At 50.3% G+C, this 14,144-nt stretch carries 13 protein-coding genes and 2 rRNA genes; 14 read left to right on the plus strand and 1 reads right to left on the minus strand.

The window, feature by feature from the left end:
* The 10 genes from BM200_RS28450 to pssA all read left to right on the plus strand — a co-directional run.
* Nucleotides 1-129: ribosomal RNA gene (locus BM200_RS28450) — 23S ribosomal RNA — on the plus strand; the annotation flags it as partial.
* Nucleotides 130-226: 97 nt separating this feature from the next.
* Nucleotides 227-343 (plus strand): 5S ribosomal RNA (gene rrf / locus BM200_RS28455).
* 633 nt (nt 344-976) lie between these two features.
* On the plus strand, nt 977-1,438 hold the full coding sequence (locus BM200_RS28465) for a CtsR family transcriptional regulator (protein WP_091190636.1): 462 nt from the start codon (nt 977-979) through the stop codon (nt 1,436-1,438).
* 38 nt (nt 1,439-1,476) lie between these two features.
* On the plus strand, nt 1,477-2,001 hold the full coding sequence (mcsA, locus tag BM200_RS28470; RefSeq protein ID WP_091190639.1) for a protein-arginine kinase activator protein McsA: 525 nt from the start codon (nt 1,477-1,479) through the stop codon (nt 1,999-2,001).
* A 22-nt stretch (nt 2,002-2,023) separates the two neighbouring features.
* Complete coding sequence (gene mcsB / locus BM200_RS28475; RefSeq protein WP_091190641.1) at nt 2,024-3,103, plus strand: protein-arginine kinase McsB; 1,080 nt, start codon at nt 2,024-2,026, stop codon at nt 3,101-3,103.
* A gap of 3 nt (nt 3,104-3,106) precedes the next feature.
* The gene (clpC, locus tag BM200_RS28480; protein ID WP_091190643.1) at nt 3,107-5,560 is read left to right on the plus strand and encodes an ATP-dependent protease ATP-binding subunit ClpC; all 2,454 of its coding nucleotides are present in this window, start codon (nt 3,107-3,109) and stop codon (nt 5,558-5,560) included.
* A 146-nt stretch (nt 5,561-5,706) separates the two neighbouring features.
* Nucleotides 5,707-6,063: an antibiotic biosynthesis monooxygenase gene (locus tag BM200_RS28485; RefSeq protein ID WP_091190646.1), complete on the plus strand. Its 357-nt coding sequence runs from the start codon at nt 5,707-5,709 to the stop codon at nt 6,061-6,063.
* Between the two features lie 185 nt (nt 6,064-6,248).
* Nucleotides 6,249-7,616: a DNA repair protein RadA gene (gene radA, locus BM200_RS28490; protein ID WP_091190648.1), complete on the plus strand. Its 1,368-nt coding sequence runs from the start codon at nt 6,249-6,251 to the stop codon at nt 7,614-7,616.
* A gap of 10 nt (nt 7,617-7,626) precedes the next feature.
* On the plus strand, nt 7,627-8,703 hold the full coding sequence (gene disA, locus BM200_RS28495) for a DNA integrity scanning diadenylate cyclase DisA (protein WP_091190650.1): 1,077 nt from the start codon (nt 7,627-7,629) through the stop codon (nt 8,701-8,703).
* Nucleotides 8,704-8,790: 87 nt separating this feature from the next.
* On the plus strand, nt 8,791-9,534 hold the full coding sequence (gene pssA / locus BM200_RS28500) for a CDP-diacylglycerol--serine O-phosphatidyltransferase (protein WP_091190652.1): 744 nt from the start codon (nt 8,791-8,793) through the stop codon (nt 9,532-9,534).
* 147 nt (nt 9,535-9,681) lie between these two features.
* Here pssA and BM200_RS28505 read toward each other — a convergent pair whose 3' ends face one another.
* Nucleotides 9,682-10,077 carry a nucleoside triphosphate pyrophosphohydrolase family protein gene (locus BM200_RS28505; RefSeq protein ID WP_091190766.1) on the minus strand — a complete coding sequence of 132 codons (396 nt, stop codon included), beginning with the start codon at nt 10,075-10,077 and terminating at the stop codon, nt 9,682-9,684.
* Nucleotides 10,078-10,227: 150 nt separating this feature from the next.
* On the opposite strand from BM200_RS28505, the gene BM200_RS28510 reads away from it, so the two are divergent.
* Genes BM200_RS28510 through gltX form a run of 4 tightly spaced genes read left to right on the plus strand, consistent with a single transcriptional unit; the run spans nt 10,228 to nt 14,061 of the window.
* Complete coding sequence (locus BM200_RS28510; protein ID WP_091190654.1) at nt 10,228-11,319, plus strand: PIN/TRAM domain-containing protein; 1,092 nt, start codon at nt 10,228-10,230, stop codon at nt 11,317-11,319.
* Nucleotides 11,320-11,368: 49 nt separating this feature from the next.
* Nucleotides 11,369-12,079, plus strand: a complete 711-nt coding sequence (gene ispD, locus BM200_RS28515) for a 2-C-methyl-D-erythritol 4-phosphate cytidylyltransferase (RefSeq protein ID WP_091190656.1) — start codon at nt 11,369-11,371, stop codon at nt 12,077-12,079.
* Nucleotides 12,076-12,564: a 2-C-methyl-D-erythritol 2,4-cyclodiphosphate synthase gene (ispF, locus tag BM200_RS28520; protein ID WP_091190658.1), complete on the plus strand. Its 489-nt coding sequence runs from the start codon at nt 12,076-12,078 to the stop codon at nt 12,562-12,564. Before ispD ends, ispF begins: the two co-directional genes overlap by 4 nt.
* A gap of 33 nt (nt 12,565-12,597) precedes the next feature.
* Entirely contained in the window at nt 12,598-14,061 is a 1,464-nt protein-coding gene (gene gltX, locus BM200_RS28525) for a glutamate--tRNA ligase (protein WP_091190661.1), read from the plus strand.
* Nucleotides 14,062-14,144: the final 83 nt, after the last annotated feature.

Consider the following 14,144-nt stretch of genomic DNA (forward strand, 5'->3'; position numbering starts at 1 on the left):
GAAGCCCCCCTCAAGATGAGATTTCCCAATTAGTAAGACCCCTTGAAGACGACGAGGTTGATAGGTTCGGGGTGGAAGCACAGCAATGTGTGGAGCTGACGAATACTAATCGGTCGAGGGCTTATCCTAATAAATACGAAGTAGTTGTACTTCGAAAGCATAGGCTTTGAACTTAAGGAATTCAAACTTTCGCATCCAGTTTTCAAGGCGCAAATAACGCCTTACGTTTGGTGGCGATGGCGGAGGGGAACCACGCGTTCCCATACCGAACACGACCGTTAAGCCCTCCAGCGCCAATGGTACTTGGACCGCAGGGTCCTGGGAGAGTAGGACGTCGCCAAGCAATGAAGAGCCTGTCGCATTTAGCGGCAGGCTTTTTGTTTCCACTACTCCTCACTTATCAACGGTTCATCCACACCCTGAACAGCTGATCCACACTAGGATTAAGCTGCTTTTTTGTTTTGATATCCACATGTGAATAGTCGCTCAATTGCAATTTATCTGTCGCTTTGTAGATAAAGTTGTGTATAAATGGTGAAATCCCTGTATTCATGCGCTTTAGCGGTAGGGATAACTGAATAACCTGGTGGATAGAGCTCGTGCGAACAAACCTTTTGTCCGCAGCCTGTTTACAATACGCAGCATATGGTTGAATAACTATATAGAGCACGTGCATCGTTTGATCTTTTATACACGGGCTTATTCACAAGTGTGTGTATTCCGTGGAGGAATAGCTTGGAATACACCGGCTGCTGCTTGTTATTGAGACGGACTGTGTATAAATCAGCTCCATCCGCACCATGATAGATAATGGCGATAGTATGAGTGTCAAATTATCAGAAAATTGAAATTCCATGTATTGACCTTTCCTGATTTTTGCGTATAATAAAGTTAAAGTCAAAGAAAGTCAAAGTCAGTTGGGGCAGCATTTCCTTAAATGCATCCACAGCTCATGTCGCCAGGAGGTTGGTAAATTTTGCGTAACATTTCCGATCTCATCGAGCAGTACTTGAAGCACATGTTGCAGGAAAGCCCGGAAGGCGCCGTTGAAATTCAACGCAATGAACTGGCAGACAAGTTTTCCTGCGTTCCGTCGCAGATCAATTATGTAATCAGTACCCGGTTCACTTTAGAGAAGGGCTACATGGTTGAAAGCAAGCGCGGCGGCGGCGGTTATATCCGTATTCAACGGGTAGACCTGCCGGCGCTTAAGACGATCCAATTCCATATCCATCAAACGATTGGTGATTGTGTCGAGCAAAGCGTGGCGGAGGGGCTGATTTATCAGCTGGAAGAGGCAAGACTAATTACGAAACGGGAAGCGAATCTGCTTCGGGCCGCGGTTGACCGCGATACGATTGCTGTAAAGCTGCCGCTTCGTGATGAGATCAGAGCCAGGTTACTACGCTCCATGCTGATATCTTTATTAGCCAAATAAGCGCCTGAGAAGGTTACACCGGAAGGAGGGGATTCGGCTTGATTTGCCAAGAATGCGGCAAGAAGCCGGCAACGCTTCATTTTACGAAAATCGTGAACGGTGAAAAAACCGAATTTCACATCTGTGAATCCTGTGCGAGGGAACGGGGAGAAGGCATCCCCGGCGCTCCAAACGGTTTCTCTATTCACAGTCTGCTGTCGGGCCTTCTCGATTTCGATCCGAGCAGCACCACTGGCGCTAACAGCGCCAAGCAACAAGAAATGATCCGTTGCGAGCATTGCGGATTGACGTATACGCAATTCAGCAAGATCGGCAGATTCGGCTGCAGCAACTGCTACCGCCAATTTTCCGATAGGTTAGATCCATTGCTGAAACGGGTACATGGCAATTCGGTACATGTCGGTAAAATACCGAAGCGTTCCGGCGGCCAAATTCAGTACAAGCGAGAGATTGAACAGCTGCGGCGAGATTTGCAAAGCCGTATCGAACAAGAAGAATTTGAAAGCGCGGCTCATATTCGTGATCGAATCCGTGAGCTGGAGCGTAAAATAGTAGATCTGTAAGGCGCACGAAGGAGGGTTACTCTTGGCGAGTCGTCGTTTCTCTGAGCAAGCGTTAAGCGATTGGATGAAGGGAGTTGGACCTGACTCCGAAATCGTCATAAGCAGCCGAGTACGCATTGCGCGAAACTTGAGGCACTTTCCATTCCCGATGCTTGCTACCAATCAGCAGTCGCTTGAAGTGATGAATCAGCTTACTGCAATAGCGCAATCCGGCAAGCTGGATCCAGTCGGTCGTTTCGAAACCATTATTTTGTCGGAGCTAAGCGAGCTGGAGAGAAGGGTATTAGTGGAGAAGCATTTGATCAGCCCGAACCTGGCAAATGAGTCACGAGGAGGGGCGGTCATCCTAAGCGAAAATGAATCGGTCAGCATCATGATTAACGAAGAAGATCATCTTCGTATTCAATGTCTGTATCCGGGCTTTCAGGTCAAAGAGGCCTGGACATTGGCCAATCAGATCGATGATATTTTTGAAGAGGAAGCTAATTACGCATTTGATGAGAAGAGAGGGTATTTGACCACCTGCCCGACGAACGTCGGGACTGGTATTCGCGCTTCGGTGATGATGCATCTGCCGGCGCTTGTGCTCACTCAGCAGATTAACCGCATACTGTCGGCTGTCACGCAGGTTGGGCTCGCTGTCCGGGGGATGTATGGGGAAGGCAGCGAGGCGCTAGGTAATCTGTTCCAAATCTCGAATCAGATTACGCTTGGTCAAACCGAGAGCGAGATCATTGATAATTTGCATGGTGTAGCCCATCAGATTATCGAGCATGAGAAGGCAGCCCGCCAAAGGTTGATGTCCGAGTCCCGGCTGAGAATTGAAGACCGGGTAAGACGATCCTACGGCATTCTGTCTTATGCGGCGGTCATGGATTCCAAAGAATCTGCACAGCGGCTGTCTGATGTAAGGCTTGGCGTTGATCTGGGATTACTTGAGCACGTCACAAGCCAATCTTTAAATGAATTAATTGTAATGACACAGCCCGGGTTCCTGCAGCAGACGTTCAACGAGAAGATGAGCGCTGATCAGCGGGATTACCGCAGGGCCGAATTAATCCGCAATCAATTGCGGGGTCAAACCGAGCATGGGGGTGCATGAAACATGATGTTTGGACGATTTACGGAGCGAGCGCAAAAGGTACTTGCCTTGGCGCAGGAGGAAGCGGTTCGTCTTGGTCACAATAATATTGGTACAGAGCATATTTTGCTCGGCTTGATTCGCGAAGGGGAAGGCATTGCAGCGAAGGCTTTAATTGGGCTTGGTCTTGGACTTGAGAAAATTCAAGATGAAGTCGAAGCGTTGATCGGACGTGGTCAAGAGCAGCCTACGAATATTGCCTACACACCACGAGCGAAGAAAGTTATCGAGTTATCGATGGATGAAGCAAGAAAGCTTGGCCATACGTACGTAGGGACAGAACATATTCTGCTTGGTCTGATTCGTGAAGGGGAAGGCGTAGCAGCCCGGGTTCTTAACAACCTAGGCATCAGCCTGAACAAAGCGCGTCAGCAAGTGTTACAGCTGCTTGGCAGCAGCGAAGCGGTATCCAGCAACCATGGCTCTCCTTCCAATGTGAGCACGCCTACGCTGGACGGATTGGCTCGTGACCTGACAGCTTACGCTCGTGAGGGTAATCTGGATCCGGTTATCGGCCGAAGCAAGGAAATCGAGCGAGTCATTCAAGTGCTCAGCCGCCGTACAAAGAACAATCCGGTTCTGATCGGTGAGCCTGGCGTTGGTAAAACAGCAATCGCCGAGGGTCTTGCTCAGAAGATTATTGCAAACGAAATTCCGGAAACACTTCGCGACAAACGCGTCATGACGCTGGATATGGGTTCGGTTGTAGCTGGTACCAAATACCGCGGCGAATTCGAAGACCGTTTGAAAAAAATTATGGATGAGATCCGTCAAGCCGGCAACATTATCCTGTTCATTGATGAGCTTCATACGCTTATTGGTGCAGGCGGTGCTGAGGGCGCAATCGACGCTTCCAATATTCTGAAGCCAGCACTTGCACGCGGTGAGCTGCAGTGCATCGGCGCAACAACGCTTGATGAGTACCGCAAATACATCGAGAAGGATGCCGCGCTGGAACGCCGCTTCCAGCCGATTACGGTTGATCAGCCGTCGCCGGAAGAAGCGATTCAAATTCTTCACGGACTGCGAGACCGTTATGAAGCGCATCACCGGGTGAAAATTACCGATGAAGCGATTGTTCAAGCGGTGAAGCTGTCTGACCGTTACATTACAGACCGCTTCCTTCCGGATAAAGCAATCGACTTGATCGACGAGGCGAGCTCGAAAGTAAGACTTAACTCGTACACGGTACCGCCTAACCTGAAACAACTGGAGAACCGTCTGGAGGATATCCGCAAGGAGAAAGACGCAGCGGTTCAAAGCCAGGAGTTCGAGAAAGCGGCAGCCCTTCGGGATACGGAGCAAAAAATCCGTGAAGAGCTCGACGTGACGAAGAACCAATGGAAAGAAAAACAAGGCCGCACGGATTCCGAAGTAACGCCTGAAGATATCGCACAAGTGGTTGCAAGCTGGACCGGCATTCCGGTTAGCAAGCTTGCGGAAGAAGAGACAGAGCGTCTGCTCAATATGGAATCGATTCTCCATGACCGTGTCATCGGTCAAGAGGATGCTGTTAAGGCAGTGTCCAGAGCGATCCGCAGAGCACGTGCAGGTCTGAAAGATCCGAAACGTCCGATCGGCTCGTTTATTTTCCTCGGTCCTACAGGGGTTGGTAAAACCGAGCTGGCCCGCGCACTCGCGGAAGCGATGTTTGGTGACGAGAATGCGGTTATCCGTATCGATATGTCGGAATATATGGAGAAGCATTCGACCTCCCGTCTCGTCGGAGCGCCTCCAGGTTATGTCGGCTATGAAGAGGGCGGTCAGCTGACCGAGAAAGTCCGCCGCAAACCTTATTCCGTTGTCCTCCTCGACGAAATCGAGAAGGCGCATCCGGAAGTATTCAACATCCTGCTGCAAGTACTGGAAGACGGCCGTTTGACCGATTCCAAAGGCAGAGTGGTTGACTTCCGCAATACGCTGATCATTATGACGTCGAACGTTGGCGCGGATCAAATTAAACGCAACTCTTCGCTTGGTTTTACAGCGGTACACGATTCGGGCCGCGAATTTAATCAAATGAGAGATAAAGTTATGGCAGAGCTGAAGAAAAGCTTCCGTCCGGAGTTCCTGAACCGGATCGACGAAACGATTGTGTTCCATTCGCTGGAGCAAGAGCATATCGCTCAAATCGTAACGCTGATGTCCGAAGAGCTTCGCAAACGGCTGCGTGAGCAAGAGGTTGACTTCGTCCTCACGGACGCGGCGAAGGCCTTCCTCGCGAAGGAAGGCTTCGATCCTCAGTACGGTGCTCGTCCGCTGCGCCGTGCCATTCAGAAGCATATCGAAGACCGGCTGTCTGAGGACCTCTTGCTTGGCAAGATCCGCAAAGGCGATTCCTTCACGATCGACGAGAAGGATGGCGAGTTGACGGTGAACAAGTCCGAAGCGGTATCGGAAGAGCCTGCTACGAAATAATGCGTTAATCAACAAGGCTGCCTGGTGAGGTTACTGGGCAGCCTTGTTTTTCAATCCATTTGACAATGAGAATCATTATCGTATATGCTGGCTGTAAGGATAGAAAGCTGAAAAATGTGAAGTTTGGAATGATGGAGGGACTTATTATGATCGTTGTTACGAATACGATAAAAATAAAAAAAGGTCACGGCGAAGAGGTAGCCGAACGGTTCCAGAAAACAAAAGGCATTGAACAATCTGCAGGCTTTTTACGAATGGAGGTTATGCTGACGGAAGGACTGGCCGACTTTGATGAACTGAAAGTCTGCACGACCTGGGAGAACAAAGCTTCCTTTGAGGGCTGGGTCAGCAGTGACTCTTTCAGGCAAGCACACGCCCACAAAGGGAGTAAGCAGGCCGAAGGAGGAAAAGGGCAGGAAGGCGAAGGGGAGCAAATCATGCTCGGCTCGCACCTGACGACGCATCGCATTCTCGTGTCAAGAGATGCAGCGGCGATCTCGTAATTTTAAGGAGCAGCATAAGTTTTGCGTTGAAAACACAAGCTTTCTTTATTCCATTATTGGAGTAGGGAAAGCTTTTTTGTTATCTGGAAACAGGGATCCGTACATTAGTTCGTAAGAAGGGGTTTATACCCTCCGGATAAAATGGTAAACTTTTAAATGGTAACGCTTGTTAAAAGGAGCCTTGTATGGCAAAAATAAAGCTGAAGTTTGTATGTACTGAATGCGGGACGGAATCGCCGAAATGGCTGGGGAAATGTCCGGGCTGCCAGTCTTGGAATACGATGGTAGAGGAAAAAGAGACCGTTATCAAGACACAAGGTGTCGGTCTTCGTGTGGCTCAGACGAAAGAAAAGCCGCAATCCATCATACACATAGAAAGTGGGCAGGAACCGCGGATTGAAACCAGGTTGCATGAGCTTAACCGTGTACTGGGCGGAGGCGTTGTACCGGGCTCGCTCATTCTGGTAGGGGGAGATCCCGGAATCGGAAAATCAACGCTGCTGTTGCAAACCTCGCATGCCCTGGCATCCAAAGGATTAAAGGTGCTCTATATTTCCGGGGAGGAATCGGTCCGGCAGACCCGTCTGCGTGCTGACCGGCTTGGTGCTCTGACGGAATCGCTGTTTGTCCTATGCGAGACGAATATGGAACAAATTAATGATGCGATAGAAACGGTGCAGCCGGACTTTCTCGTCATTGACTCCATCCAAACGGTTTATGATCCCAGTGTCCAATCGGCACCGGGGAGCGTCGCACAGGTCAGGGAATGTACGGCGCATTTCATGCGCGTAGCAAAGATTAACGGGATTGCAACCGTGCTTGTCGGACATGTAACGAAAGAAGGCGCGATTGCAGGTCCTCGTTTGCTGGAGCATATGGTTGACTGCGTGCTTTATTTCGAAGGTGAGCGTCATCATACATACCGGCTGCTTCGTGCGGTTAAGAACCGGTTCGGGTCCACTAACGAGATCGGCATTTTTGAAATGGGTGAAGAAGGCTTGCGTGAGGTGCTCAATCCGTCAGAGCTGTTCTTGTCGGAACGCCCGCTTGGCGTATCCGGCTCTACGGTAGTAGCCAGCATGGAAGGAACAAGGCCAGTGCTCGTTGAGCTTCAGGCGCTTGTCGCTGCAACGAACTTCCCGTCGCCGCGGCGGATGTCTACAGGGATTGACCATCACCGGATGGCCTTAATTATTGCAGTATTAGAAAAGCGGATCGGCATGTTTCTACAAACGCAGGATGCCTATTTGAATGTAGCGGGCGGCGTGAAGCTGGATGAGCCGGCAGTCGACTTAGCTGCGGCTGTATCGCTGGCATCAAGCTTTCGTGATGCACCGACTCGGCCTTACGACGTTATTTTCGGCGAGATCGGCTTAACAGGCGAAGTACGGGCGGTGTCCCGTGCCGAGCAGCGGGTGAAGGAAGCGGAGAAGCTTGGCTTCAAGCGCGTCATTATGCCGGAGAAGAGCTTGAAAGGCTGGAAGGCGCCAGAGGGCATTGAGATTATCGGCGTGAGTACGGTTGCAGAAGCGCTGTCCGCGGCACTTGGATAGGGGGCAAATGATGAAGGAACAAAGTCAGCTAGAAATAATGAATCAGCTTTTGCAGTTAGTTGCACCAGGCACCCCGTTCCGTGATGGGCTTGATAATGTACTTCGGGCCAAAACGGGGGCGCTAATTGTAGTAGGGTATAGTCCCGAAGTGATGGAAGTCGTTGATGGAGGATTCTCCATCAATTGTGATTTCTCGCCTAACTATTTGTATGAACTGGCCAAGATGGACGGGGCGATTATCCTTAGCGAGGATATGAAACGGATCCTGTATGCCAATACACAGCTTATCCCGAACAACTCGATCCCTTCGATCGAGACCGGTATACGCCACCGTACAGCGGAGCGTGTGGCGAAGCAAACCGGTAAGCTTGTTGTATCGATCTCCCAGCGCCGTAATATCATTACGTTGTATCAAGGCAATTTGCGTTATTCGCTCAAAGAGATGGGGGTAATATTGACCAAGGCCAATCAGGCGATTCAGACGCTTGAGAAATACAAGGTTGTACTTAGCCAGTCACTGACCAATCTGTCCGCTCTTGAGTTCGAGGAGCTGGTGACGCTGCAGGAAGTAGCGCATGTTGTTCAGCGTGTAGAGATGGTGCTGCGGGTCAAAATGGAAATCAAGCGGTATGTCACGGAGCTTGGTACCGAAGGACGCCTAATCGCCATGCAGATGGAGGAACTTGTTAACGGCGTTGATGAAGATGCCTGGTACTTGCTTAAGGATTATGCCAAAGATAATTCGGATGAAAAGATTCGCGAAGTACGGGCAGCACTCAAGAAGCTTAGCTCTGAGGATCTGCTTGATGCGCCGCCAATCATCCGCCTTCTCGGGTATACCCATACGGCAGCGATGGCGGAGGAAGCCGTATCGCCGCGCGGCTACAGACTGCTGAATAAAATACCTCGTCTGCCATTAATTATAATGAATAACCTCATTGAACGGTTCGGCCGGCTGCCTCACATTCTGATGGCAACCATTGATGAGCTTGATGAAGTAGACGGAATTGGAGAGGTTCGGGCACGTGCCATTAAGGACGGCTTGAAACGGATCCAGGAGCAGATGTTCATTGACAGACAAATTTAAATCTCATACAATGGATGGAATGTGTACCGAATTCCGATCATACATTAGTAAACGGTTTTAGGGCATAGTAGAGAAGAGGTGGAATAGATGATCACAAAGTCGATACCGAGCCTTCTCACGGTCGGGAACTTATTCCTAGGAATAGCCGCCATTATTCTCGTGTTTAATGAAAAGCCGGAAACAGCCGCGATGATGGTTATTATTGCGATGCTGCTTGACGGCGTGGACGGCCGTGTAGCACGTGCGCTGAACGCGCAAAGCGAGTTCGGCAAAGAGCTCGATTCGTTATCCGATGTGATCTCGTTCGGCGTAGCGCCGGCTTTTATTATGTATGTCGTAGCCTTTCAAGAACTTAACCCAACCATAGCCTGGATTATTACTGCGCTGTTTCCGATCTGCGGTGCATTGAGGCTGGCACGATTTAATGTGGTAGCCGGGAAACCGGGATACTTTATCGGCCTTCCTATTCCTGCTGCCGGAGGCGTGTTGTCCACGCTTGCGCTGTTCCAGGATGATATTGCAGTTTCGGTATTGTTAGCGAGCACGTTTGTGTTGTCCCTGCTTATGGTTAGTACGATTAAATATCCGAACTTTAAAAAAATCGGCATTTCCAAGGGTGCCATGTGGGCGATTCCATTTGTAATCGCATTGGCTATTTTCCTTGGGATCCAATTCCCTGATCAGTTATCTAAAATTATCTTTGTACCGATGCTGTTATATGCGCTTTATGGCTTAAAAAAAAACGTTGACGGACGTCTGAAGAAACGCGTCCGCAAACGCCGCGGCAAAGATGTACAGGATGAAAATGTACAATCGGAGACGACTGCATAAATAACCCCACAAAGTGAAGCAAAATGCTCTGAAGCTTATTCCGAGTACTTTGCAGGGACCCCGGGTAAAACCGAAAATATAAAAAGAAGGGAGCTGTTCCTTGGACTCGTCATAGACGAGAACGAGGGACAGCTCCTTTTTTGATGATTACGTTAAGTTAAACAATCCAAGTGTTGAGCATTTGTCATATTCATTGGCGACAACTTCGTCTAATTGAATATCCAGCAGATTGCACATCGCGGTCATGTAGAACAGATTCCGTCCGAGTTCGGATTTGAGCACGTCGCGGCAGGATTCACACACATCTCCGGAGATATGGCTTTGAAGCGTAGATTTAGCACTCTCGAGATTGGGTTCATCTGCATACTCTTGCTTGCGCGCGTTGAGCTCAATACAACCGCAATCCGTCACGGCCTTCGTAACTGCACGGTTAACGGACGCACCGGATTGACCAAATTTGGACATGACATCTAACAAGCTGCGATGTCTAAGCAATAGTTCCGATACTTGCTGCTGGAATTGCTCCAGCGTTGGAGCGCTCATCGATTCCACCTCTTTCATCAGCTTCATCTGCTATAACTGCTAATTCCATTATAAGCATACCTTGCCATCATTTCAAAATGAAAAATCATTCACGATCCTACGGTTTAGCCCGTCCATTATTGGAACATAATTGTAATGGAGGTGGTATTTATGATGAAACGAATGATTCAATTGGCCGGTTTACTATTTGGAGGACTGGCAGGATTAGAAGTGCAGGGCAGAACAAATGGCATAGAGAGCTGGACGCAATCGTCCCTTGGTATTTGGCAGGGAACAAGTTTGTATTATTTCGCGATTGGAGCACTTTTTGGACTTCTTGTTGCGAGTATGGCCGCAGGGCGTATTATCCGGTTTATGCAGCGCGGAATTGAGCAAACAGCTGAAATGCCGATGAAAGATTTGCTGGCCGGGGGCGGAGGACTCCTCGCGGGACTGCTCTTGTCCGTACTCTTATATCCGGCGGTATCAAAGCTTGGCGGTCCGGGTCTGTTGATTCCGGCAGTGATGTCCCTCTTCTTCGGTTATTTAGGTCTTCGGATCGGTCTTCACAAGAAGGACGAGCTGGCGGCTGCGGCTACGGTTATTCTGGAGCAGCGTGCAATTCAGCCGGCAGTGGATGAGACAAGCGGGTTTGAAGAACATAAAATTTTGGACACCAGCGTGATCATTGACGGCAGAATTGCGGATATTTGCAAAACCGGCTTTATCGAGGGCACTCTTGTTATCCCTGAGTTCGTGCTGGAAGAGCTGCAGCATATTGCGGATTCTTCGGACCTGCTCAAACGCAACCGCGGACGGCGCGGGCTCGATATTTTGAACAAAATTCAAAAAGAGCTTGATGTCCGGGTGCTGATCTACGAGGGAGACTTTGAAGAAATAAGCGAGGTGGACAGTAAATTGGTCAAACTGGCGAAAGTACTCAAAGGCAAGGTTGTTACGAATGACTTCAACTTGAACAAGGTATGCGAGCTGCAAGGGGTATCGGTACTCAATATTAATGATCTGGCCAATGCAGTGAAGCCGGTCGTCCTTCCCGGAGAAGAAATTATCGTACAAGTTATTAAGGACGGCAAAGAACATGGGCAAGGCGTTGCCTATCTCGATGACGGCACGATGATTGTGGTCGAAGGCGGACGCGACTATATCGGCACAACGATGGAAGTGCTGGTCACAAGTGTTCTTCAAACATCGGCAGGCCGAATGATATTCGCAAAACCGAAGCTGTTGGAAAAAGCGCTGTAACCTTGTATAGTAGGGAGTAGTTGTTTATACGTACGAGGGAGATTAGGCTATGAATGCACATTGGGGAGCGGTTGTCGTTGCGGCCGGACGCGGTTCGCGGATGGGAACCAAAGAAAGCAAACAGTATTTGCCGCTGCACGGAAAACCTATTCTCGTTCATACACTGGAGCTGTTCCAGTCGATGGACGAGATTGCGGATATAGCGCTTGTGGTTGGTGCTGACGATGTCGAGCGCTGTACCCGGCTGGTACAAGAGTACACGCTGGGCAAGGTCACTGCAGTGGTGGCTGGCGGCAGCGAGCGGCAGCACTCGGTCCATGCCGGGATCAAGGCGTTGTCACAGGCTGCTGAGTGGGTCATGGTGCATGACGGCGTCAGGCCGCTGGTTACGCGGAAGGCGATACGTGCCTGCTGCGAGAAGGCTGAGCAGAGCGGCGCAGCTGTCCTTGCCGTACCGGTCAAGGATACAATTAAACAGGTAGATGACACAGGTCTGATCGTTTCAACACCGGACCGCCGAAGCTTGTGGGCGATACAAACGCCGCAAGCTTTTCGTCGTGATTTGCTGACGGAAGCGCATGAACGTGCGGCCGAGGAGCTTTTTCTCGGTACGGATGATGCCATGGTGGTGGAAAGGACAGGCGCGCCAGTCGTTATTGCGGAAGGCGACTATACGAATATTAAAATTACGACGCCGGACGATCTGCCTTGGGCGGAGTTTTTGTTAGAGAAACGAAAGAGAGAGGAGAACGAACAATGATTCGAGTAGGACAAGGCTTTGACGTGCATCAACTGGTGGAGGGACGCCCTTGTATTATCGGTGGCGTTACGATTCCTTATGAGAAGGGATTGCTTGGCCATTCCGACGCGGACGTGCTGCTGCATGCCATTTCAGATGCGATTTTGGGGGCGCTTGGACTTGGCGATATCGGCAAGCATTTCCCGGATACTTCTGAGGAATTTAAAGATGCCGACAGCCTGAAGCTGCTGGAGCACGTATGGTCGCTTGCGAAGGAGCGGGGGTATAAGCTGGGCAACTGTGATTCCACGATTATCGCGCAGCGTCCAAAGATGGCACCGTATATTCCGCAAATGGCGGAAATTATTGCACGCGCGCTGGAAGCAGACATCGAGCAGGTGAATGTGAAGGCGACGACGACCGAACAGCTTGGTTTTACCGGCAGAGGCGAAGGAATTGCGTCCCAATCGGTTGTCTGCTTGATCAAGGATGGTATAATCAAGTAACGGTTTAAGTTATACGAGAGGGGTATTCTAGCCATGACACAAGAAGTGAGAGTCCGCTATGCACCGTCCCCGACGGGTCATTTACATATCGGTAATGCCAGAACGGCCTTATTTAATTATTTGTATGCACGCAGCCTTGGCGGCAAATTCATTATCCGGATTGAAGATACAGACGTGAAACGCAATGTGGCGGGCGGGGAAGAAAGCCAGCTGAAATATTTGAAATGGCTCGGCATCGATTGGGATGAGAGCATTGATATTGGCGGAGGCTATGGTCCTTACCGCCAAACGGAGCGCCTTGATATTTACAAGGAGTATTGGCAGGATCTGATTGACCGCGGACTTGCATACCGCTGCTATTGCACGGAGGAAGAGCTTGAACAGGAGCGGGAAGAGCAGATGAACCGCGGCGAGACGCCTCGTTATTCCGGACGCCACCGCAATCTGACGGAGGATCAGCGTCAGGCCTTTGAAGCGGAAGGCCGCGTAGCAAGCGTGCGTTTCCGTGTGCCGGAAGGCAAGACCTATGCGTGGGACGATATGGTGAAAGGCTCGATCAGCTTCGATACAACGGAGATGGGCGACTTCGTTATCGTGAAGAAGGATGGTATTCCGACGTACAACTTCGCCGTTGTTATCGACGATTACCTGATGAAGATCAGCCATGTGCTGCGCGGTGAGGACCACATCTCCAATACGCCTCGCCAACTGATGATTTATGAAGCGCTTGGCTGGGAAGTTCCAAAGTTTGCCCATATGACATTGATCGTGAATGAAAGCCGCAAGAAGCTCAGCAAACGCGATGAGTCGATCATCCAGTTCATCGAGCAGTACGACGATCTCGGCTACCTGCCGGAAGCGTTGTTTAACTTTATTGCCCTGCTTGGCTGGTCGCCTGAAGGTGAGCAGGAAATTTTCTCGCATGAGCAGCTCGTTGAAGTGTTTACCGCTGAGCGACTGAGCAAAAGCCCTGCCGTGTTCGATACGCAGAAGCTGAGCTGGATGAACGGAGAATATATGAAAAAGATCGACCTCCAGCGTCTCGTTGACCTGTGTCTGCCGCATCTGCAAAAAGCCGGCCGCATTGGGGAGCAGCTTGACGGAGCAGACCGTGAGTGGGTAACGGCTCTTGCTGCCCTGTACCAGGACAAACTCCGTGCGGCATCGGATATCGTCGCGCAGACAGAGTTGTTCTTCCGCGATACGGTTGTGGATGAAGAGGAAGCTTCGGCAGTTCTTGCAGAAGAGCAGGTGCCGGCTGTACTGGCCGCTTTCCTTGCAAAGATCGAAGAGAATGAAGCCTCCGCCTTTACCGTTGACGGCATTAAAGACTGGATCAAGGCGGTTCAGAAGGAAACAGGCTTCAAGGGCAAGCAGCTATTTATGCCGATCCGTGCCGCGCTTACCGGCCAGACGCATGGCCCTGACCTTAACCAGTCGATTGCCCTGCTTGGACGCGACAAGGTCATTAACCGTCTTAACGGCCGTCTGGGCTAAGGAATACCCGGGGCGACAAGGTTGACAAGCCATGGGATAAATTCCTTGTCACCCTCATAGGGATTCTGTATACTGTTACTAAT

The sequence above is a fragment of the Paenibacillus catalpae genome (assembly GCF_900112695.1).
GTDB lineage: Bacteria > Bacillota > Bacilli > Paenibacillales > Paenibacillaceae > Pristimantibacillus > Pristimantibacillus catalpae.